Source organism: Lysinibacillus sp. CNPSo 3705, from assembly GCF_028674935.1.
Taxonomy (GTDB): domain Bacteria; phylum Bacillota; class Bacilli; order Bacillales_A; family Planococcaceae; genus Lysinibacillus.
In genome coordinates this window covers 76,683-99,372 of the sequence record NZ_JAQZSD010000031.1, presented here as the reverse complement: position 1 = coordinate 99,372, position 22,690 = coordinate 76,683, and the positions used below count along the sequence as shown (strand labels likewise).

Genomic DNA, 22,690 nt, shown 5'->3' with positions numbered 1-22,690 from the left:
CATGCAGGGACGTTAATAACTAACGCGGTACCACCCGGCTTGAAGATGTCATCCATCTTCCTCTTCATTCAACCGCCTTTATCGCAGGCGCGCACGTCTAAGCTCCAAGCACGTAATTCGTCTCTACATTATGACCAGCTTTCACCAACCGCTGGCTCTCTAAACAGGGAATATAGACACTACTGCAAGCTCTTCATCACTAGAAAACTATAAGCATTATTCTATACGATTCTTTTTCATTGTCAATAACTATGTTCGACCTAAATCAATATGTGCTATAATAGACAAGATTTTAGGAGGTCGATACATTGAAAGATTGGATTGAGAAAATCAATGCAAAGATCGATGAATTAATTCAACAAAAATGGATGAAGAAATTACGTATTTCAGGAAGTGTTACCTGGAACTTATTTTTACTATTTTTAGTCTTTGCATTGGTAGGTACTGTATTTGCCGGGTCAGTTGGCGCTGGCTATTTTGCGTCACTTGTAAAAGAAGAGCCACTACGCTCAAAGCAAGAATTACGAAATGAAATTTTCAACTACGATTCAACAAGTGAGATTTATTTTGCCAATGATATTTATATCGGAAAATTACGGACAGATTTAGACCGTCGGGCAACAACATTAAACAATATCGCACCTGATGTTATAAATGCGGTATTAGCGACAGAGGATGAATATTTCCGTGAACATAACGGAATAGTTCCGAAAGCTGTCATCCGCGGGCTACTTCAAGACGTCACAAACTCTTCCACTCAAACTGGTGGTTCTACACTAACACAACAACTTATAAAAAACCAAGTATTAACAAACGAAGTATCTTATGAGCGAAAAGCAAAAGAACTTTTACTTGCTATGCGTTTAGAGCACTTTATGAAAAAGGAAGAGATTTTAGAGGCCTATTTAAACATAATTCCTTACGGTCGTAACTCTTCCGGTCGAAACATTGCAGGAGTTGAAACAGCTGCTGAAGGTATTTTCAATGTAAAAGCAAAGGATTTAACGCTTCCTCAAGCAGCGTATATAGCTGGAATTCCTCAAGCACCTTTTACTTACACACCTTTTACGAATACGGGTGCACTTAAAAGTAAAGAAGCTCTTCAACAGGGTATTGACCGTATGAAAACTGTACTTTATCGCATGAAAGACGCAGGTTACATTAACGAAGCTCAATATAAAGAAGCACTCGCTTATGATATTACCGCTGACTTCCGTTCACCAGAGATGCGCACAGAGGATCGCTACCCATGGCTAACATATGAGCTTGAAAGCCGCGCTACAGAAATTATTGCTGAAAAACTAGCAGTAGCAGATGGTATTGATCCAGAACGCTTAAAAAATGAAAAAAAATTAAAAGATAAGTATACGATCCTAGCAGATCGTGATGTCCGTTCAAAAGGTTATCGCATCTATTCAACTATAAATAAGGATATGTACGATGCGATGCAAAAAGCAGCGGAAAACTTCAAAAATTACGGTCATACTTACACCGTTAAAGACAAGGATCCTGCAACAGGTGAAGCAGTGGAAACTCAAATGCCTGTACAGGTCGGCAGTATTTTAATTGAAAATAATACTGGACGTATTTTAAGCTTTGTCGGTGGTCGTGACTTTGAATTGAAAAATTATAACTATGCTACACAGGCAAAACGCTCAAATGGCTCAACAATGAAGCCTTTACTCGTATATGCACCTGCAATAGAATACGGTGTAATCGGTGCAGGTAGTCCATTAGTCGACGTAAAATTCTCTGTTGGCAGTTGGAGTCCGAGCAACTATATTAGTAGCGATGAACGAGGACTTATACCTGCACGTGAAGCTTTAGCTAGTTCACAAAACTTATCTGCTTTACGTCTATATTATGATATTCTTAACAGACGTCCTGCCGATTATTTAGTAAAAATGGGGATCTCAACTTTACAACCTGATGACTTTACAAACCTTGCAGCTGGGATTGGGGGAGTAAAAGATGGTATTACTGTTGAAGAGAATACCAACGCCTATGCAACTTTCGCAAACGGCGGTCAATTCATCGACGCTTATATGATTGATAGAATTGAAGACCAAAATGGAAATATCATATATAAACACGAAGTTAAACCTGAACAAGTGTTTAGTCCTGAAACTTCTTATATCGTTACAGATATGTTACGAGATGTGTTAACACAAGGAACAGGTACAGTTGCAAGAAATTCACTTAAATTCTCTGCTGACTTTGCTGCTAAGACAGGTACTTCACAAAATTATAAAGACGTTTGGCTAGTTGGCTATAACCCGAATGTTTCTCTTGGTGTATGGATGGGTTATGATAACAATCAATCACTGTATACATTTAATAATACGTATCAACAGCCTAGTGTGCGAATTAACAAGCTATGGGGATCATTAATGAATTCTGTGTATGATGTCGATCCACAATTAATCTCCCCTAAAACTAGATTTAAGCAACCGAAAAACGTTGTTACTGCATCATTTTGTGGTATTTCTGGTTTAGCACCATCAGCAGCATGTGCTAATGCTGGTCTCGTACGCTCTGATTTGTTTAACGCGAAAGTATTTTTACCTTCGCAGCCTGATGATAGCTTAGCTTCCTCAAAGGTTGTGACGATTAAAGGTAAAACGTATAATGCACTCCCTAACACACCACCAGAATTTGTAAAACCAGGTGGCGCAGGTATTAATCAAGCATTTATTAAACGAATGTTAGGCAGACTTGGCGGTAACCCAGCAAGCTTATTACCAAAAAATTCAACATTATCGAATTCATCGGTATCAGCTGTTGATTTCCCGGCAGATCACAATTCGCCAGCAGCAGTAACCGCTTCAGTTAATGGCAATACATTATCTTGGACAGGCTCTTCAAATGATGTTGTCGGTTATCGAATATATAAAGTAACAAACGGTGGTAAAACACTTGTCGGATCAGTGCTTGAGTCATCACAAAGTATGACAGTAGCAAGTGGTCAAGCCTATGTTGTTGTCGCTGTCGATATTACAGGTTTAACTTCAGCGCAATCAAATGTCGTTTCTACTGGTGGTAGTGCGAATGAAAACCAGCCTGAAAAAGACAAGGAAGAAAAAGATCCCTCAACGACCCCACCGACTAACGGTAATGACCCGAACCATAACGGAAACGGTTCGGAAAATGGCAATGGGTCAGATGGTAGTAATAGCAACGGCTCAAACAACGGCAATGGTTCTGGAAATAACGGAAACGGCTCGAATAACGGCAGTGGTTCCGGAAATAACGGAAACGGCTCGAATAACGGCAGTGGTTCCGGAAATAACGGAAACGGCTCAAATAACGGCAGTGGTTCCGGAAATAACGGCAATGGCTCAAATAACGGCAATGGTTCCGGAAACACCGGGAATGGCTCTAACGGAGGAGACAACGGAAAACCAACTCCACCGACTAATCCACCGACTACCCAATAATCATCTTACACGGCATACTACAATTAAAAGTAATTGTAGTATGCCTGTTTTTTTGTCATTATAAAGGGGACTACTAATTTGAAGGGGTGGAAATAATTGAACATTTTAGTTTTAGGAGGCACTCGTTTTTTTGGTAAAAAGCTTGTTGAACTCTTTATTCAAAACGGTCATAGCGTAACTATTTTAACACGTGGACAAAGCGGGAATCCTTTTGGCACAAAGGTGAAGCAGCTAATCGTTAATCGAGATGATGCCGATTCGTTGTCACAGGCACTATCCAATACAACATGGGATATTGTCTATGATAATATTTGCTATTCTCCTAACGAAGCTCATAAAATATGTGAAATTTTGGAAGGTAAAACGAAAAAGTTCGTTTTTACATCTACTCTATCAACCTACGAAATAGACGGCATTGTCAAAACAGAAGAAGATTTTAATCCATATGATTATGAAGTTCGGATGGGGAACCGTGAAGATTTTTCATATGGAGAGGGTAAGCGTCAAGCAGAGGCAGTACTTTTCAAAGAAGCCACATTCCCTGTTGTCGCTGTACGTTTCCCGATTGTTATGGGGGAGAACGACTATACACGCCGTTTACATTTTCATGTTGAACGAGTTTTACAGGAACAGCCTATTTCATTACCAAATATCGAAGCAAAGATGAGCTTTATTACAGATGATGAAGCAGCTGCATTTTTATATTTTGCTGGCATTACACCAATTGAAGGACCTTATAATGCCACAGCTGCAGGTGCAATTTCGTTAAAGGATTTGCTCGGGCTTATTGAAGAAACAACTGGAAAGTCTGCAAAAATTTCTCTGGTAGGTAACGATGAAATGTCGCAGTCACCATATGGAGTTCCGGCAGATTGGTATATGTCTACTACAAAGGCAGAAGCGGCAGGCTTTACATTTAGTCACCTTCATGATTGGCTCCCTACTCTAGTGAAAACTTTAGTAAAAGAGCTACAATAGGATTTTACTAAACTACCCAAAAGTTGCGGATGACATTTTTTATAAAGTATTCTGATTGGAATGGAGGCTGAGCGACCCCTTGGGGATTAGCTGAGACTTTGGAGCGATGAAGCGCCCCAGGAAGCGTTGCTCTGTGTGAAAGCGCAGTGGCAGCAACATTTTTTCTGTGCGAAAGCGTAGTGTAAACGAAGCGGCAGAAACAATTTTTCCTGTACGAAAGCGTAGTGTAACGCAGCGGCAGCCACAACAAAGCGCCCAGCCAGAACGGAAATCAACCTCATTGTTAAGTCTTTTTTGATAAGCATTAAAACAATCTGCTAGATTTCTTACAAAGAAAGTCTAGCAGATTCATTTTTATCGTTTTAATAGTCCAGATACTATAACAGTATCGTTTTTAAAATCGCAATTGCCTCATCTATTTCCTCTTTTGAAACGGTCAATGGTGGTAGTAGACGAATAACATTTGGTCCCGCCCCTACTAATAATAAGCCATTTTCCTCTGCTGCAGCTATATACGAGGCTACCTCAGTATCGCCACAACCAATGCCAAGAAGTAAGCCTTGGCCTTGTACCGTATATGTAGACGGTAGATTCTCCTTCAACTGCTTAACAAAATACGAAGATCGCTCCTGCACATTTTGTAAAAAAGCTGGCTCAAAAACATGATTAAGCACGGTTTCAGCAACACTCATCGCAAGTGGGTTTCCACCGAATGTTGTCCCATGTGTGCCAGGACTAAATGTATCAAATAGCTCGGCTGTTCCTAGCATTCCACCAACCGGGAATCCTCCACCTAGCCCTTTTGCCAATGTCACGATATTTGGCTTTAAAATCGTTTGTTCATAGGCATATCTTGTACCTGTTCGTCCAATACCTGTTTGAACTTCATCGATTATTAGTAATATTCCTTTGTCGTCACAGGCTTTAGCGATTGCTGCAGCAAATTCTGGTGATACACTATTAACTCCGCCCTCACCTTGAATCATTTCAAGCATAATTGCTGCCACAGAATCGTCAATCGTTGCTTCAAGTGCTGCCACATCATTAAAAGGAAGAATCGTAAATTTTTCAACAAGCGGTCCGAAGCCATTATGTACACTGTCCTGACCTGTTGCGGACATCGCTCCAAAAGTTCGCCCATGAAAGGATTTTTCAAAAGTAATAATATGATTTTTTCCGGTATGCTTGCGTGCGAGTTTGATGGCCGCTTCATTTGCTTCCGCCCCACTATTACAGAAAAATGCATAAGAAAAATGTGTATCTGCTATTAATTTTTGCGCAACCTTTCCCTGACCGGGAATATCAAATAAATTAGAAATATGCCAAAGTTTTTTACTTTGATCATGAATAGCCTTCACGATTGCAGGGTGTGCATGACCAAGACTTACTACAGCGATTCCACTTGTAAAATCTAAATACTTTTTCCCAGCCGAATCTTCTACAACAGTTCCTTGCCCTTTGACAATTTGGGCGCGGCGCTTGCCATAGTTTCCAAATAAAGCACTCATTTTATCAACTCCTACTGAGTTTGCTATAACAATCATTTTCCCTAAACAACTATACTGCTCCTTATATACCACCTATCTATGAATTATTCGGATTTTCTTCAACTCCCGGATAAAATCGTCGTACCCACTAAGGATTCTCCAACAATTTGCACGGATGGAATACCTGCACTTAAGCATTCGAGAGCTCCTTGAACTTTAGGTATCATCCCACCATAAATATGCCCCTCCTCAATCCATTGATTGATAGAGGAGCGTGTTGCTTTCGGTTGATATTCATCATTAATTCGAATACCACTTACATCGGTTACTAGTAATAGGCTATCCGCATCTATCGCTAATGCTATTTCACTTGCTATCGTATCTCCATTAATATTTAATGCCTGACCATGTTCATCTGATCCCACGCAAGCAATAACCGGTACAACCCCGGCACTCATTATTGCTTCTAGCAAAGATGTATTGATGGCTTTCACTTCACCAACAAAACCGTATACATCTTTATCAAGAAAATCTGCTAAAATTAACTGACCATCAAAGCCGTTTAACCCAATTGCAGAAACTCCAGAAATTGTCAATTCATGAACAAGCGTAGGATTGACCTTCCCTATTAACGTTGACTGTACAATATCCATTGCAGCTTTGCTCGTGACACGAATACCATTTAAAGCATGTGATTCTATTCCGCGCACCGCTAGTTCACGGTTAATGGCTGGGCCACCACCATGGGTAATAATAAGCTCTATGCCGCTTTCTTGGAGTTTTTTAAAATTCTCAAAAAACGACTCATTTAAGCCATCTAACGTACTTCCACCAAGCTTAATGACCATTCGTTTACGAGCGGTATGAGGCATTGATTTGAACGTAGTCATAAGTGAGATCACATCCCCAAGCATGCCCTTTGCCTTCCCCAATACCAAGAGACACATAAATTTTCACTTCATGCATTTTTAAAATTTGAATTAACTCATCTTCCGAAAATGGCACTGGCTCACCATTTTCAACCATTGTTACACCGCCAATTTGAATCGTAATTTTTTCCGGATCAACCGTTGCACCACTATAGCCTACAGCGGCAATAATACGTCCCCAGTTTGCATCACAGCCAAATACAGCCGTTTTCACAAGTGGTGAACCAACTACTGTTTTAGCAATTTTACGTCCTTCTTCATCCGAAAATGCCCCTTCAACTTCAACCTCAATCAACTTCGTAGCACCCTCGCCATCTTTAGCAATCATTTTCGCTAAGTCCTCAGCTACTGTTTTTAACGTATAGTAGAAGTTTTGCCAATCTGGGTGGTCAGGAGTTAAAGCCGCGTTTCCTGCTAAACCGTTTGCCATGACAACTACTGTGTCATTTGTCGATGTATCCCCATCCACTGTAATTGCATTAAACGTCATATTTGTTATATCAGATAATGTAGTCTGTAGGACATCTGATTCAATATTTGCATCTGTCGTAATAAAACCTAGCATTGTTGCCATATTCGGTTCAATCATACCTGACCCTTTTGCTACGCCAGCGATAATAACCTCTTTACCATCAACAATAGTACTGTAACTTGTGTTTTTCATAACCGTATCTGTTGTCATAATCGCTTGTGCAAAATCAATAGCACTTTCTAAATTATCCTTTGGCTCTAACTGATTAATCCCATTTGCCAGTGGCTCCATATTCATCATTTCACCGATGACACCAGTTGAGCAAACACCCACTAAATTTGCCCCAATACCTAGCTTTTCTGCTATGAGGGCCTGCATTGTTTGGGCGTCTTTTGCACCTTGTTTTCCTGTACATGCATTAGCATTTCCAGAGTTAACAATCATCGCCTGCATTTTCTTCGTTGTGTACACAACCTCTTTCGTTACTTTTAATGGTGCTGCCTGTACAGCGTTCGTTGTAAAGACACCTGCTACACTTGCGGGTACTTCACTAACTAACACAGCTAAATCTTTTTTCTTATGCTTTAAACCACAATGTAAACCCGCAGCTTTAAAGCCCTTTGGTGAAACAATATTTTTACTCGATAATTTTTTCATAATACTTGTGGATGCCACTAATGTCATAAAATCTCCTCCTTAGTTAGTCAATTTCACAAAAATTCACTCCAAATAATTTACAAAAAGAACGGCACGACATCTAATCCTGTCGTTTGTGGTAAATCAAATTGAACGTTCATATTTTGAATGGCTTGCCCTGCAGCACCTTTGACTAAATTATCGATGACGCCAACGATTGTGGCACGATTCGTACGGCTATCAACCTTCACTAAAATGTCACAATAGTTCGAACCTTTCACACGGTTTGTTCCTAGACTATTTACATCTGTGACGATCCGTACAAACGGATGCTTTTCATAGGCATGCTGTAAGCAAGCTACTAGCTGATGCTCTGTAACACCAGACATAACAGGTGCATAAGAAGTAGATAAAATCCCTCTAGTCATTGGCACTAAATGCGTATTAAAAGAAATAGTTGTATTAATCCCTGCAAACATTGTAATAGCCTGCTCGATTTCCGGTATATGCTGATGTGTATTCATTTTATAGATTGAAAAGTTTTCGTTTACCTCACTAAAATGCGTTGTTTGCGATGGTTTATTTCCAGCCCCTGAAATCCCACTTTTCGCATCAATCACTAAAAAGCTTGAATCAATCAATCGTTCTTTTAGCAATGGTAACAGCGAAAGTAAAACGGCTGTTGGATAACACCCTGGATTTGCGATAAGAGAAGCATGTTGAATATTTTCTGCATTCCATTCAGTTAAGCCATAAACACTTTGTTGAATAAATTTTAACGGCGCCGCTTTTTTACCGTACCATGCTTCATAGCATGCTGGATCTTGTATACGGAAATCACCAGACAAGTCTATTAATTTAGGACCTTTCCCCACCAATGGCGGTAATAGCTCACTTGTCACTCCTGAAGGTGTACTTGTAAAAACAACATCAAATTCCTCCAAAGTCCTATAATCAATTTTTTGTAAAGGTGTATCGGCAATATGGACGAGATGACCAAACTTAGAAGAAAAAATGACGCCTTCTTCTGAAGATGTGAATAAATCGATCCGTTCCACCGCTTTATGATTATGTAAAAATCGAATAAGCTCTAATCCACCGTATCCGGTTGCACCAACAATCCCTACTTTCAATGCACTCACCTCTGAATTAAGTTAAAATTAGTATACGTCTGCATATTTATTAAGTCAACTGAATTTTTATTTATTTACTTAATTTTCACAAACTTCATTCAATAAATGATTTTAAAAAAGTTTGGATAACCCTATTCTTTCCGTCCCTCGAATTTCTTTCCGTCACTTCGACTCTTCCTTCCGTCGTTCTGGCTCTTCTTTCCGTCGCTTCGACTCTTCTTTCCGTCGCTTCGACTCTTCCTTCCGTCGCTCTGGCTCTACTTTCCGTCACTTCGACTCTTCCTTTCGTCGCTCGGATTTCTTTCCGTCGCTTTGACTCTTCTTTCCGTCGCTCGGATTTCTTTCCGTCGCTCTGGCTCTTCCTTCCGTCGCTCGGATTTCTTTCCGTCGCTTCGACTCTTCCTTCCGTCGCTCTGGCTCTTCTTTCCGTCGCTTTGACTCTTCTTTCCGTCGCTTCGACTCTTCCTTCCGTCGCTCTGGCTCTTCTTTCCGTCGCTTTGACTCTTTCTTCCGTCGCTCGGATTTCTTTCCGTCGCTTCGACTCTTCCTTCCGTCGCTCTGGCTCTTCTTTCCGTCGCTTTGACTCTTCTTTCCGTCGCTCGGATTTCTTTCCGTCGCTCTGGCTCTTCCTTCCGTCGCTCGGATTTCTTTCCGTCGCTTCGCCTCTTCCTTCCGTCGCTCTGGCTCTTCTTTCCGTCGCTTCGACTCTTCCTTCCGTCGCTCTGGCTCTTCTTTCCGTCGCTTCGACTCTTCCTTCCGTCGCTCGGATTTCTTTCCGTCGCTTCGACTCTTCCTTCCGTCGCTCTGGCTCTTCCTTCCGTCGCTCTGGCTCTTCTTTCCGTCGCTCTGGCTCTTCTTTCCGTCGCTCTGGCTCTTCTTTCCGTCGCTCGGATTTCTTTCCGTCGCTCTGGCTCTTCTTTCCGCCGCTTCGCCTAAAAACTATTCTTAAAGAAGATCCTCAAGCAGATATTTTACAAATTGATCAATTAATCTATATAAAAGCATCCGATCAAGAATCTCTAAAAAAGGGTGATTTTATAAAAGAAGACAAAATTGGAGAAATAAAAAAACGAGGACATCCACTCTATTTTTCAAAGATTTTTATGCTACTAAACTGCCAGCTGGATCTGAAATTTTCGCTACAAATGCTCATGACACTTACACGATTATTGTCGAAATAGATGGTAAGTAAACATTATATACGGCGCTAGTAGAGGCCTAATGCTCCCCTACATATAAAAAAACAAAGCAGGAATTTTTCGTCCGCCGAATAAATTCCTGCTTCTTATAATTAATCTTCCATCGTAGATAAATCACCAGTTGGTAAATTTAACTCCCATGCCTTTAACACACGACGCATAATCTTACCACTGCGTGTTTTTGGTAGCTTATCCTTAAATTCGATTTCACGTGGTGCTGCATGTGCAGATAAACCTTTCTTAACAAAATTACGAATATCCTCTATCAATGTATCTGAAGGTTCAACACCTTCACGTAATGATACAAAAGCTTTAATAATTTCACCTCGGACAGGATCTGGTTTTCCAATCACCCCTGCCTCTACTATGTCGGGATGCTCTAGTAGCTTACTTTCTACCTCGAAAGGACCTACCCGCTCACCAGCTGTCATAATAACATCATCAACACGCCCCTGGAACCAGAAGTAACCATCATCATCCATATAGGCAGAGTCCCCAGACACATACCATTCACCTTTTAAGAAATAGGATTCATAACGCTGTGGATTCCCCCAAATTTGACGCATCATTGCAGGCCAACCACGTCGAACCGCTAAATTCCCCATTGTAAAGGGTGGTACTTCATTACCAGCATCATCAACAATTGTCGCATGAATACCTGGTAATGGTTTACCCATTGAGCCTGGCTTAATATCCATAGAAGGATAATTACAAATCATATGCGCACCGGTTTCTGTCATCCACCACGTATCATGTATACGGTGACCTAGCTCATCAGTCCCCCAACGAATTACCTCTGGATTTAACGGTTCACCAACAGATAAAATATGGCGTACCGAAGATAGATCATAGTTCTCAAGCATACCACTACCAGCACCCATTAACATTCTGAAAGCAGTTGGTGCACTATACCAAACTGTTACACTATAATCCTCAATAGCTTGGTACCAAGCTTGTGGTGAAAATCTTCCACCAACAATTAGCATTGTGACACCATTTAACCATGGACCAAAAATGCCATATGCTGTACCTGTCACCCATCCTGGATCAGCCGTACACCAGTAAATATCGTCTTCACGCAAATCTAATACCCATTGTGTAGATTGATATTGTTGAAGCATTGCATTATGAACATGCAATACGCCCTTTGGAGCTCCAGTTGATCCAGAAGTATAATGAAGAATCATACCGTCCTCTCTGTCCACCCATTCAATATCAAATTGAGAAGGTGCTTCTTTCAAGCGTCTATTGAAATCTAAAATTTGTGGTGTTTCCTCTATATCAGATCCTACTAAAAAGACGTGCTGCAAATGCGGTAGCTTCGCTAAAGGTACGCGTTCAAGTAACTCTGGTGTTGTCACTAATACTTTAGCCTCGCTATCTACAAGTCTGTCATAAACTGCACCTTCCATAAATGCCTCGAATAGTGGACCTACAATTACACCCATTTTCAATGCGCCTAATAAAGAAAAATAAAGCTCCGGTGAACGCGGCATAAAAATAAATAATCGATCACCTTTTTCTAAATTTGTTGCTGCTTTAAAAACATTTGCTGCTTTATTCGTCAGCTTTTTCATTTCATTGAAAGAATAAGTCTCTTTACGGTTTCCATCATTAAAATAAAGTGCAACTTTGTTTTTTCGATGCGTTTCTGTATGACGATCAATTGCCTCATATGCCATGTTTACAAGCCCTGTTTCATACCAACTAAACCCCTTTTCTGTCTCTTTCCAATCATGAGTTGCCGCAGCTTTCTCATAATCAAGTAAATTATATTGCCCAGGTAAAGCATTCAACTTCTCCAACATTTTCATCCCCATGAAAATACCCCTCTCTTTGCTATTGCCTTAGTACATTAGTAAGCAAATTTCAAATCGTCGTAATGTCATTATTTTTCCCTTCAAAATCCACCACCTTCTCCAAAGACAACTACGTTATGTAGCATTTTGTTATACAACAGTTTAAGCAGTGTAAAAATAGTGAATGCCTATTCACACTACATTCATCTGTTGAATAACAGATGCGATATACAACTATTTTACACGAATTCATTAATAATGTCTTAATATTTATATTTTTCCGAAAACGCAGGTATATTTTGCAAAAGATAGCGTTTTTCCGCAGGAAATCAGCTATAATGAAACTATTAAACTCAGGTGGTGTCATTATGGAACACAAAAAAACTTTTTTTTCTGTCACAAAGGAAACAAAGCATGGTACTGTGTATGTGGAAGGACCTGTTCCTCCAGAAAAATTAGCTACATATTCATTCCACGAAGGCTTGGTTGCTTTTAGACCTCCAAAGCAACAGCAGCAAGCCATTATAGAAATTGCAGGACTTCCTGAAGGACGAATTATTATTATTCGAAATGAAAACATTATTGTAGGCTACGTCACTTATCTATATCCCGATCCACTCGAACGCTGGGCGGAGGATCAAATTGATAACATGATTGAATTAGGTGCTATTGAAGTCATTCCAGACTATCGTGGTTCAGGTGCTGGTAAAGCACTACTAGCCGTATCTTTTATGGGAGATGAAATGGAAGACTATCTTGTTATCACTACCGAGTATTATTGGCATTGGGATTTAAAAGGGACTGGTTTAAACGTTTGGGATTATCGAAAAATGATGGAGAAAATGATGGGCTCTGCCAACTTCGAATATTTTGCGACAGATGACCCTGAAATTACATCACATCCCGCTAACTGCCTGATGGCACGTGAAGGCAAACGCGTGCCTCCTGAGACAATGGAAAGATTCGATAGACTTCGCTTTAGAAATCGCTTCATGTATTAAAACCAACACAAAGGGGATGAGTATATGATCGTAGAAGAAATTATGAATGATGAGCCATACACGCTGGCTCCGACAAACACAGTGGTTGAAGCGCTGAAGTTCATGCGTGAGAAAAAAGTACGTCATTTACCAGTTGTAGATGAGGAGTATCATGTTCTTGGGGTGATCACTGAAAGAGATATTAAAGAGGCATTGCCTTCCTCGTTACGGGATGAGCCTAATTCTCCAGTTTTTAATGCAAAAGTGGAAGAGATTATGATTAAAAATCCAATTGTCGGTCATCCACTTGATTTCGTGGAGGAAGTAGCGCTTACCTTTTATGAATCTAAAATAGGCTGTTTACCAATTGTCTCCGGAGGAAAATTAGTTGGGATTGTCACTACTACCGATTTACTCTATACATACTTAGAGTTAACAGGTGCCACTGAACCTGGCTCAAAAATAGAAATTCGTGTATCCGATACACCAGGAATATTATTTGAGATTACTAAAATTTTTCGTAAACACCATGCAAATGTCCAAAGCGTCTTAGTTTATCCCGACTCTGAAAATACGCAAAATAAAATTTTAAGTATCCGAGTAAAAACTCTCAATCCATTAGCTATGATTGAAGAACTTCGTAAAGAGGGCTTTGATGTACTATGGCCTAATTTGCCAGGTGTTTCATTACAATGAAAAAAGCAGTATTTATATACTCACCAGAGCAACTCGGATATAAATTTTCAGATACCCATCCTTTCAATCATAAACGCTTGACGCTTACAATGGATTTGTTAAAAAATATTGATGCTCTTGATGATTTAAATATCGTGCCAGCTCGTGTCGCAACAGAGGAAGAACTTTTACTTGCACATGATCCAAAATATATTGAAATCGTTAAAAGAGCAGGACATGGTGAGCTTTCAGAGGCACAATGTGAAAGCTATGGCATAGGCACCGAAGATACACCCATTTTTGAAAATATGCACGAAGCAAGTGCACAGCTTGTCGGTGGAACATTAACAGCTGTCGATTATGTTATGGAAGGAAAAGCCGAGCACGCTCTCAATTTAGGGGGAGGGCTACACCATGGCTTCCGTGGCCGTGCATCAGGTTTTTGTATTTATAACGATAGTACAGTAGCTATTCGTTATTTACAGGAAAAATACAATGCTCGTGTACTTTATGTAGATACCGATGCCCATCATGGAGATGGGGTGCAATGGAGTTTTTACGAGGATCCAGATGTTTGCACATTATCTATTCATGAAACAGGGCGCTACCTTTTCCCCGGAACTGGGAATATTACGGAACGCGGAAATGGGCAGGGCTATGGCACTTCTTTTAATTTTCCAATTGACGCTTTTACAGAAGATGAGAGTTTTCTAGAAATCTATGAAAAAGCTATGCGAGAAGTCTTTGAATTTTTCAAGCCAGATGTTGTGTTAACGCAAAACGGCGCAGATGCACATTATTTTGATCCACTAACACATTTATATGGAACAATGAACATTTATAGAGAAATCCCAAAACTTGCGCATAAATTAGCACATGAATATTGTGGGGGGAAATGGATTGCCGTTGGCGGTGGAGGCTATGACATTTGGCGTGTTGTGCCTCGCGCATGGTCGATGCTATGGCTTGAAATGACAGATCAGCAATTACCAACAGGACCTCTACCTCAAGCTTGGTTAGATCGTTGGCAGCCTGAAGCACCTGTGCCTTTTATTCCAACTTGGGAGGATCCAAATCCATTGTATGAGCCAATCCCTCGCAAGGCAGAGATTGAAGAAAAAAATGCGCAAATGCTAACTAAAGCGCTTCATATTATTCGCAATGAAAAACACGGTTAACACTATGCCTCACGACAATCGTGAGGCTTTTTATTTTTACGTTAGTCCTCTATCTTCTGGCGCTTTCAAACCGTCTATAAAAAAACACGCAAATCCATTATCAGATTTACGTGTTAATTACTGTTATTTACTTTTGACAGATTGTCGATGTTCAATACGATGAGGCAAAATAACCGCTTCGTCCTCAACAGGCTCTTTGTTCATCAATTTAGTCAGCAAACGCATTGCAACAGCTCCGATATCGTACAGTGGTAACGCGACACTTGTTAGCTGTGGACGAACCATACGTGCTAATTTTGAATTTTCAAAGCTGATTACTTCGATATCCTCAGGTACATCTTTACCTGCATCCTGTGCACCATGAATCAAGCCAATTGCTAATTCATCACTACCTGCAAAATAAGCAGTTGGAGGATTTTCCAGTGAAGATAATGATTCCCACGCCTCTAAGCCCATATCATAGCTCGATTCTTCAGCAGCGATAAGTGATTCATCTATAGGTAAACCTGCGTCTTGTAAAGCTTTTTTATAAGCTTCAAGTTTGAATTTTCCATTAATAGTATACGTAAGTGGACCTGTTACGAAAGCGATTCGCTTATGGCCATTTTGAATGAGTAATGTAATCGCCTCATAAGCTGCTTGGAAATAATCAATGTTAACAGTCGCAATTGTTTGCGATTCATCTACTGAACCTGCAAGCACAATTGGTACAGGTGAATGATCCATAGTTTGTTGCATTTTTTCAGTTACTTCATCACTCATCATAACAATACCGTCAACCTGTTTTCCTAACATTGTATCCAGTAACTGAAGCTCTTTATCTTCATGTTGGTCTGAGTTGGCTAAAATAATATTGTAACGATACATTGTTGCAATATCCTCTACACCACGTGCCAGCTCCGCATAAACATTGTTTGCAATATCCGGGATAATCACGCCAACTGTTGTTGTTTTCTTACTTGCTAATCCACGCGCTACTGCGTTTGGACGGTACTCTAATCGTTCAATTACTTCTAATACTTTTTTCCGTGTTGCCGGTTTTACGTTTTGATTACCATTGACTACACGAGAGACCGTTGCCATCGAAACATTTGCTTCTCTTGCAACATCATAAATTGTAACAGTCATCGCACGTGCCTCCCTTTTTTCCTTTTATAGCCTTATCATACGATAATTTTCATATTCTTTTCAAGAAGCAGTATGTACATGAAAAGAAAAACCAAGTACAAATAGTACTTTTCTAGTCATTATTTTGTCACTATATAGTAAACACCGCCTGCGATTAAAGCAAGCGGTGTTTATCAACACATTCATTATGTCCCGGCATAATTGCGTCTGGCATCGGCTTTGTGCTTAAGCCTGCTAATGTTTTTTAAGAGAAAGCGTAGTGCTAACGCAGCGGCACAGCAACGTGTTTTTTGCCTGCGCGAAAGCGAAGCGGCAGCGACAACAACACCGATGTTGGTCACTCAGTCGTTGCCACAGGACGTGGCGTTGTTAGACTAAGTTCCTCTATTTCAGCGGGACACCCTTGAAATAAATTAAGCATTGATTTCATGGCTCTTCATGAATTTTTGTAATGTTTCGTAGAAAGCATCAAATGTTGGGATATCCATTTGTTGTTGTGAATCAGAAAGTGCTACAGATGGATCTGGATGCACCTCTGCCATTACGCCATCAGCTCCAATAGCAATTGCTGCCTTAGCACATGGTAAAAGTAAATCACGACGACCTGTTGAATGTGTTACGTCTACAAATACTGGTAAATGCGTTTCTTGTTTTAAAATTGGTACAGCAGAAATATCTAATGTGTTACGAGTTGCTTTTTCGTAAGTACGAATACCACGCTCACAAAGAATGATGTTCTCATTTCCTTTAGACATAATGTATTCTGCTGCGTGAATGAATTCATCAATTGTCGCTGCTAAGCCTCTTTTTAAAAGTACAGGTTTATTTGTTGCACCCGCTGCTTTTAATAATTCGAAGTTTTGCATATTACGTGCTCCAATTTGGATAACATCAATGTAATCTAAAGCTTCCTCTAAATGACCTGGTGTAACGATTTCCGTAATAACGCCTAAACCATATTCCTCTGACACACGTTTCAAAATTTTAAGTCCTTCTAATCCAAGACCTTGGAAGTCATATGGAGAAGTACGTGGTTTATAAGCGCCGCCACGAATTAACTTTTCACCTTTTGCTTTAATAGATGCTGCTACTGCTGCTACTTGCTCGTATGATTCTACAGCACAAGGTCCAAATACGAAAGATGGTTTTCCTTGGCCAATTAGCTCACCATTCACATTAATGACAGTATCTTCTGATTTTTTCTTACGAGAAACAAGTAATTCTTTTTTCTTATCCGCTTCAAGTTGTTTTAAAGCTGTTTTAAAGATTTGCTTAAATATATAGTCAACCGTCATTTGGTTTAACGGACCTTGATTGTGCTCTTTAATAAGATCAAGCATATGGCGTTCACGTAATGGATCATAGCGATTTACACCTTGTTTTTCTTTAATCTTACCGATTTCATCAACTACTGCTGCACGTTCGTTAATTAGACGAAGAATTTCTAAGTTTAAACCGTCTATTTGACTACGTAAGCTTTCTAAATCTTTTTGGCTCATGTTTCTTGCTCCTCTCCTCACGACAGACACTTTCAGAACTCTGAAATGTATGTTACATTTTTAGATATTAGCAACATTATAATCAATGTTGCACTGAATGTCACGCATTTTTAATTTAGCGCTTCAACTCGCTAAATTATCTTAACATATTACGAGAAAGGAAGCGAGTATAAAGACTCCTTTCCGCTTCGTGACATCCACCAGAGGCTTTATGCCAACACGATATTGGTCACTCAGTCGTTTTCACAGGATGTGTTTTTAGCCTGAGTTCCTCTATGCCAGTTGTATTTACTGAAAGCAAGTTAATATATTACGAGAAAGGAAGCGAATACATTGAGTTCAAAATTATTTGCACTTGATATCGGTACACGTTCTGTAGTAGGCATTATTTTAGCTGAAGATAATGACCATTTTCACGTGGAAGACATCTTGGTAAAAGAACATAAAGAACGGGCCATGGTTGATGGTCAAATACATAATGTCATGTATGTGGCAGATTTAATCAATGAAATTAAACATGAACTTGAAGAGAAGCATGGTCCTTTAAAAAAAGTGAGCGTCGCTGCGGCTGGTCGCTCCTTAAAAACAGAACAAGCAAGCGTGACGATCAATATACGTAATCGACCAATCTTTACGGAGGAAGATATAAGTCGTTTAGAACTGCAAGCTGTTCAACAGGCACAGCAACAGCTTCTTCAACATAAAGAAGACGCTAAAATAAGCCACTATTATTGCGTTGGTTATTCAGTTTTATACTACCGTTTAGATGGCGAAGAAATTGGTAGCCTACTCGATCAGCAAGGTGATGAAGCACAAATTGAAGTTATTGCTACGTTCTTGCCACGAGTTGTCGTAGAATCACTTATCGCGGCTCTTAAACGCGCGGAATTAGAGATGGATGCACTAACTTTAGAACCTATTGCAGCTATTAATGTACTTATTCCCCCAACAATGCGTCGTTTAAATGTGGCACTTGTTGATATTGGTGCTGGTACATCAGATATTGCCATTACCGATAAAAGTACTGTTGTCGCATATGGCATGGTACCAACAGCTGGTGATGAAATAACAGAGGCTTTAAGTGACCATTACTTACTCGATTTCCCTGTTGCTGAAGAAGCGAAACGTCAACTGCAAACAGAAGAAAACATTTTAATTCAGGATATTTTAGGCTTTGATCAATATTATCCGAAACAAGAGGTTCTTCAAGCAATCGAGTCTGCTGTTAAGCAACTCGCAAAAGCTATTGGGGAAGAAATTTTACGCCTGAATAATCAGACTGCTCCTAAAGCGGTAATGCTAGTTGGTGGAGGAAGCTTAACGCCAAATCTTCCAACTGAACTTGGACTAGTACTAGATTTACCTGCCAATCGCATTGCCGTTCGAGGGATTGACGCCATTCAAAACTTAACGAGGGAAGATCATATTAAAGCATCTCCTGAATTGGTGACCCCAATTGGTATTGCCATTGCAGCAAAAAAAATGCCTATTCAATATATGAGTCTAACTGTCAATGAACAAGTAGTTCGCCTTTTTGAATTAAAGGAAATGACCGTTGCAGATGCATTTTTAGCAGCCAATATTCGAGCAAAGCAATTATATGGAAAACCGGGTCATGGATTATCAGTGAATGTTAATGGACAAGATATTTTCATCCCTGGCGGTCACGGTCAACCGGCAGAAATTTTAGTGAATAGTCATCCGGCATCCACAAAAACGATGATTAAAACAGGCGATGCCATCCAGCTAATTGAAGGCCAAGACGGTCAGCCAGCTAATGCTACGGTGAGAGATATTGTAGATGATGCTGCCATTAAAACAATTACAATTCAACATACGAAATATGTCATCGAACCACAAATAACTGTTAATGGTTCTCCGACATCACTCGATAGCGCATTAAATGATCGAGATGTTGTGATGTTTGAAATAGCTGAAACAGTCGAGGATGTATTTAAGCTCACAAATAATTTGGAGTTATTAAAACAATTTGAGTCATTTTATATTCAAGTGGACGGAAAACCACTGTATTTACCTGAGTTTTCAGCTCAATTAATGATTAATGGTAAACCAGCTAAAATGTCATATGCTGTCCAAGACGGTGATGTACTTACTTTTCAGCAACAAACATTCCCTACTGTTCAACGGATTGCTGACCAAATGAATGTTTTACTTGAGGATAAAATTGTCATCCATTTTCAAAACGAGGTGTTAGAGCTGAAAAAGATGGCCAACGAAGTTCTCGTTAATCATGTAGTGGTTTCACCTCTTTCAACTGTTCCAAATGGAGCAATAATTTCGTTTAAAGAAAAAGATCGAAGTCGTTGGATATACCAGGATGTGTTCCGTTTTTCTAATTGGCAACTACCTACTACATTTAAAGGTAATTTTACAATTTTACGAAATGGCCAACCAGCAAGCTTTGATATGGAGATTTTCGGCGGGGATAAATTAGAGATTTTACTAGAAAAAGCGCCAATATCTTAAAAAAGGGATACGTTACATCTTATCTACGATGTAACGTATCCCTTTTAGCTATTAAGCGCGAACTTCTTCACTTTTTTCTTCAGCTTGTTCCTTTTTTTCACTAGCATCCTCTGCTTTAGGTTCTTCACTAGGAATGAAATCTTCCAGTGGTTCTTCCCCCTCAAAAGAAACAGTACCATCGTCAAAAACAGTTGGTGCTTTTGCTGATTTTAATGTTTTTACTTTCTCTACTAATTGTGTAGATTGTTCTTGAATTTGTTTAGATAATTGAACCGTTTTATCTTTAGCAGTTGTCGAGAAATCTGCACTCTTATCTTTTAAGTTAACAGCTTGTACTGCTACATCGCTACGTAAATCTTTTCCTGATTTTGGAGCTAGCAATAAGCCTGCAGCTGCCCCTACTATACCCCCAACTAATGCGCCAATAACAAAATCCTTCATGTTCACTCGCTCCTCTTCATAGATCGACTCTTGCGGTTGATAAAGCTGTGGCAATGAACTTTCAAGTTGTTGTTCCTTCACTTCATTATAATTTGGCTTTTGAGTTGTCATGCAACAATTCCTCCCCATCTTATTATTTAATTTGTTTAGACTAGTTGTCCATCTGCTTTCGCGGATGCATTCTACAACATATGCCTAAATTTTATTTTTATTCCGGTGACATTTAATGCCTACCGAATAATTATTATTTTTTACGGCCCCATTTTCTTCTCGATTTTTCCGACTGCTCTGATTCAGAAGAATAAACATCTTCTTGAATTACCTCATTGGCCTGATCAATAATTTTGCGTTTCTTCCACTTATCTGCAATGCCCATTGCAACATTACTCCATTGAACAACTTGTGCAATTTTCTCTTCATTTTGTTCCACAGTTTTAGAAATTGAAGAAGTAATTTGCTGTACAGATGTATTTAATCCATTCACAGAGTCGCCAATTCCTTTAACTGCATGAACAACGGAATTTAACTGTTCAGATTTTTCTTGAATATCCTCTGCCAAGCTATTTGTTTTGGATAGTAAGGAAGTCGTTTCACGTGTAATACCTTCCATTTGTCCTTCAATACCTGATAATGTTCCAGCTAAACTGTTAAGAATTGGTTTGAGCGAAAATAATGTCATCCCAACGCTCACACAAAAAATTAAAAAACCAATTGCTGCAATGATTGCTGCAATATACAAAATAACTTCCATAACTAGACCTCCTGCAAGTAAAAGTTCTCTTTACTATTACTTTCCTTATATTCGACAAAAAAAACTGAATTCCTCCTCATTTTGAGAAAAACAGCTTATTCCTTGCGGATTAAGCTGTTTCGTTATTCTTTAGCACGTCTTCAAAAGCATCCTGGAATTTGTGAACATCGCCAGCGCCCATAAATAAAAATACTGCGTCCTTATGCTTTGTTAACACTTCAATTCCCTCAGTGGTAATCACTGCACTGCCTTCAATTAAAGACGCTAAATCTTGGATTGAAAGTGCGCCTTGTGTTTCCCTTGCAGAGCCAAAAATATCACATAAATATGCTGTATCCGCAAGACTTAGACTATCTGCAAAATCCTGTAAAAAAGCTTGTGTACGTGTAAATGTATGTGGTTGGAAAATAGCTACTAGCTCACGATCCGGAAACTTTTGTCGTGCTGATTGAATCGTTGCACGGATTTCAGTTGGATGATGCGCATAGTCATCTATTAAAACATTATTCCCAATATTCGTTTCTGTAAAACGTCTTTTTACACCTTTGTATGTGTTTAAACGTTCTTGAACGATGTCTGGTGAAATACCTTCATATTGGCAAAGTGTAATAACAGATAACGTATTTAATACCGCATGATCCCCAAATAATGGGATAAAGAATGTGCTATAAAATTCATTGCGGACAAATACATCAAATTTTGTACCCTTAGTTGTTTTTTCAACATTACGAGCCTCAAAATCATTTTCAGCCCCAAAACCGTAATAAACAACAGGCACCTTCGCTTGAATACGTTGTAGATGTTCATCATCACCGCAAGCAATAATTGCTTTTTTAACCTGTAGTGCTAATGATTGAAATGCTGAATAAACATCCTCTATGTTTGCAAAGTAGTCTGGATGGTCAAAATCAATATTTGTCATTACAGCGTAATCGGGATTATACGCTAAAAAGTGTCGACGGTATTCACATGCTTCCATCACAAAGAAGTCAGCATTTTCATGTCCAGCTCCTGTCCCATCACCGATTAAATAAGAAGTTGGTTTATACCCACCTACAACATGAGCCATCAAGCCTGTTGTAGATGTTTTACCATGTGCACCAGTAATAGCAATCGACGTATAATTACCGATATATTCACCTAAAAATTTATGGTAGCGAATAATCTCTACACCGATTTCACGAGCACGCTCTAATTCAGGATGGTCATCAGGAAATGCGTTCCCTGCAATAACTGTCATACCTTCTTTAATATTATCTGCATTAAATGTAAAAATTGGAATATTACGATCACGTAACGGCTGTTCCGTGAAAAAATATTTATCAACATCTGAGCCCTGTACTTGTTCACCAGCATCAAATAAGATTTGTGCAAGTGAACTCATGCCAGAACCTTTAATGCCTGTGAAATGAAAAACTGTCATCAATTAAACCCCCCGGGAATTCAATATCCCTTCTATCATCTATTAGGTGTATCGTATT

Annotated in this window: 18 protein-coding genes and 1 other annotated feature; of the genes, 8 read left to right on the top strand and 10 right to left on the bottom strand. The window is 39.5% G+C overall.

The annotated features are described in order from the left end of the window. Positions 1-2 precede the first annotated feature (2 nt). Positions 3-206: a binding site (T-box leader), on the bottom strand. Positions 207-308: 102 nt separating this feature from the next. Together PVA17_RS14430 and PVA17_RS14425 are read left to right on the top strand one after the other, a co-directional pair. Further along, a complete protein-coding gene (locus PVA17_RS14430) occupies positions 309-3,437 on the top strand; it encodes a transglycosylase domain-containing protein (protein ID WP_132357228.1) in 3,129 nt (1,042 codons plus the stop codon). 96 nt (positions 3,438-3,533) lie between these two features. After that, a complete protein-coding gene (locus PVA17_RS14425) occupies positions 3,534-4,415 on the top strand; it encodes an NAD-dependent epimerase/dehydratase family protein (protein WP_132357229.1) in 882 nt (293 codons plus the stop codon). 377 nt (positions 4,416-4,792) lie between these two features. On the opposite strand, the gene PVA17_RS14420 is transcribed toward PVA17_RS14425, so the two are convergent. From PVA17_RS14420 to argC, 4 genes are all read right to left on the bottom strand, one after another. Then, on the bottom strand, positions 4,793-5,923 hold the full coding sequence (locus PVA17_RS14420) for an acetylornithine transaminase (protein WP_274068059.1): 1,131 nt from the start codon (positions 5,921-5,923) through the stop codon (positions 4,793-4,795). A 98-nt stretch (positions 5,924-6,021) separates the two neighbouring features. After that, entirely contained in the window at positions 6,022-6,792 is a 771-nt protein-coding gene (argB, locus tag PVA17_RS14415; RefSeq protein WP_274068058.1) for an acetylglutamate kinase, read from the bottom strand. Further along, positions 6,755-7,987, bottom strand: coding sequence for a bifunctional glutamate N-acetyltransferase/amino-acid acetyltransferase ArgJ (argJ, locus tag PVA17_RS14410; RefSeq protein WP_132357232.1), 1,233 nt, complete (start codon positions 7,985-7,987; stop codon positions 6,755-6,757). The genes argB and argJ overlap by 38 nt, the downstream gene beginning before the upstream one ends. 50 nt (positions 7,988-8,037) lie before the next feature. Beyond that, complete coding sequence (gene argC / locus PVA17_RS14405) at positions 8,038-9,072, bottom strand: N-acetyl-gamma-glutamyl-phosphate reductase (RefSeq protein ID WP_274068057.1); 1,035 nt, start codon at positions 9,070-9,072, stop codon at positions 8,038-8,040. Positions 9,073-9,193: 121 nt separating this feature from the next. On the opposite strand from argC, the gene PVA17_RS14400 reads away from it, so the two are divergent. Beyond that, on the top strand, positions 9,194-9,388 hold the full coding sequence (locus PVA17_RS14400; protein ID WP_274068056.1) for a hypothetical protein: 195 nt from the start codon (positions 9,194-9,196) through the stop codon (positions 9,386-9,388). Between the two features lie 181 nt (positions 9,389-9,569). Next, a complete protein-coding gene (locus PVA17_RS14395) occupies positions 9,570-10,253 on the top strand; it encodes a hypothetical protein (protein ID WP_274068055.1) in 684 nt (227 codons plus the stop codon). Positions 10,254-10,363: 110 nt separating this feature from the next. Here PVA17_RS14395 and acsA read toward each other — a convergent pair whose 3' ends face one another. Beyond that, positions 10,364-12,091, bottom strand: a complete 1,728-nt coding sequence (acsA, locus tag PVA17_RS14390) for an acetate--CoA ligase (protein WP_483308025.1) — start codon at positions 12,089-12,091, stop codon at positions 10,364-10,366. A 347-nt stretch (positions 12,092-12,438) separates the two neighbouring features. On the opposite strand from acsA, the gene PVA17_RS14385 reads away from it, so the two are divergent. From PVA17_RS14385 to PVA17_RS14375, 3 genes are read left to right on the top strand one after another with little or no spacing between them, the layout of a single operon-like run. Continuing rightward, positions 12,439-13,071, top strand: coding sequence for a GNAT family N-acetyltransferase (locus tag PVA17_RS14385; protein ID WP_274068054.1), 633 nt, complete (start codon positions 12,439-12,441; stop codon positions 13,069-13,071). 24 nt (positions 13,072-13,095) lie between these two features. Then, a complete protein-coding gene (locus tag PVA17_RS14380) occupies positions 13,096-13,746 on the top strand; it encodes an acetoin utilization AcuB family protein (RefSeq protein WP_132357235.1) in 651 nt (216 codons plus the stop codon). Continuing rightward, a complete protein-coding gene (locus PVA17_RS14375; protein ID WP_132357236.1) occupies positions 13,743-14,903 on the top strand; it encodes an acetoin utilization protein AcuC in 1,161 nt (386 codons plus the stop codon). Before PVA17_RS14380 ends, PVA17_RS14375 begins: the two co-directional genes overlap by 4 nt. A 123-nt stretch (positions 14,904-15,026) precedes the next feature. On the opposite strand, the gene ccpA is transcribed toward PVA17_RS14375, so the two are convergent. Together ccpA and PVA17_RS14365 are read right to left on the bottom strand one after the other, a co-directional pair. Next, positions 15,027-16,031, bottom strand: a complete 1,005-nt coding sequence (gene ccpA, locus PVA17_RS14370) for a catabolite control protein A (protein WP_132357237.1) — start codon at positions 16,029-16,031, stop codon at positions 15,027-15,029. A gap of 413 nt (positions 16,032-16,444) precedes the next feature. Next, positions 16,445-17,530 (bottom strand): bifunctional 3-deoxy-7-phosphoheptulonate synthase/chorismate mutase, encoded by a 1,086-nt coding sequence (locus PVA17_RS14365; RefSeq protein ID WP_132357238.1) that lies wholly within the window; start codon positions 17,528-17,530, stop codon positions 16,445-16,447. Between the two features lie 333 nt (positions 17,531-17,863). Here PVA17_RS14365 and PVA17_RS14360 point away from each other — a divergent pair, with 333 nt between their 5' ends. Further along, positions 17,864-20,017 (top strand): cell division FtsA domain-containing protein, encoded by a 2,154-nt coding sequence (locus PVA17_RS14360; RefSeq protein WP_132357239.1) that lies wholly within the window; start codon positions 17,864-17,866, stop codon positions 20,015-20,017. Positions 20,018-20,068: 51 nt separating this feature from the next. On the opposite strand, the gene PVA17_RS14355 is transcribed toward PVA17_RS14360, so the two are convergent. The 3 genes from PVA17_RS14355 to murC form a co-directional block, all read right to left on the bottom strand. Beyond that, entirely contained in the window at positions 20,069-20,569 is a 501-nt protein-coding gene (locus PVA17_RS14355) for a YtxH domain-containing protein (protein ID WP_053485032.1), read from the bottom strand. A gap of 133 nt (positions 20,570-20,702) precedes the next feature. Beyond that, positions 20,703-21,209 (bottom strand): DUF948 domain-containing protein, encoded by a 507-nt coding sequence (locus PVA17_RS14350; RefSeq protein ID WP_132357241.1) that lies wholly within the window; start codon positions 21,207-21,209, stop codon positions 20,703-20,705. A 109-nt stretch (positions 21,210-21,318) separates the two neighbouring features. Next, entirely contained in the window at positions 21,319-22,632 is a 1,314-nt protein-coding gene (gene murC / locus PVA17_RS14345) for a UDP-N-acetylmuramate--L-alanine ligase (RefSeq protein WP_132357242.1), read from the bottom strand. Between the last annotated feature and the right edge of the window lie 58 nt (positions 22,633-22,690).

What these genes read in the sequence shown, in the direction of transcription:
- ccpA (WP_132357237.1), bottom strand. Translation starts at nt 16,031, where the DNA reads ATGACTGTTACAATTTATGATGTTGCAAGAGAAGCAAATGTTTCGATG.
- PVA17_RS14355 (WP_053485032.1), bottom strand. Translation starts at nt 20,569, where the DNA reads ATGACAACTCAAAAGCCAAATTATAATGAAGTGAAGGAACAACAACTT.
- PVA17_RS14385 (WP_274068054.1), top strand. Translation starts at nt 12,439, where the DNA reads ATGGAACACAAAAAAACTTTTTTTTCTGTCACAAAGGAAACAAAGCAT.
- murC (WP_132357242.1), bottom strand. Translation starts at nt 22,632, where the DNA reads ATGACAGTTTTTCATTTCACAGGCATTAAAGGTTCTGGCATGAGTTCA.
- PVA17_RS14365 (WP_132357238.1), bottom strand. Translation starts at nt 17,530, where the DNA reads ATGAGCCAAAAAGATTTAGAAAGCTTACGTAGTCAAATAGACGGTTTA.
- acsA (WP_483308025.1), bottom strand. Translation starts at nt 12,091, where the DNA reads ATGGGGATGAAAATGTTGGAGAAGTTGAATGCTTTACCTGGGCAATAT.
- PVA17_RS14350 (WP_132357241.1), bottom strand. Translation starts at nt 21,209, where the DNA reads ATGGAAGTTATTTTGTATATTGCAGCAATCATTGCAGCAATTGGTTTT.
- argB (WP_274068058.1), bottom strand. Translation starts at nt 6,792, where the DNA reads ATGACTACGTTCAAATCAATGCCTCATACCGCTCGTAAACGAATGGTC.
- argJ (WP_132357232.1), bottom strand. Translation starts at nt 7,987, where the DNA reads ATGACATTAGTGGCATCCACAAGTATTATGAAAAAATTATCGAGTAAA.
- PVA17_RS14420 (WP_274068059.1), bottom strand. Translation starts at nt 5,923, where the DNA reads ATGAGTGCTTTATTTGGAAACTATGGCAAGCGCCGCGCCCAAATTGTC.
- PVA17_RS14375 (WP_132357236.1), top strand. Translation starts at nt 13,743, where the DNA reads ATGAAAAAAGCAGTATTTATATACTCACCAGAGCAACTCGGATATAAA.
- PVA17_RS14380 (WP_132357235.1), top strand. Translation starts at nt 13,096, where the DNA reads ATGATCGTAGAAGAAATTATGAATGATGAGCCATACACGCTGGCTCCG.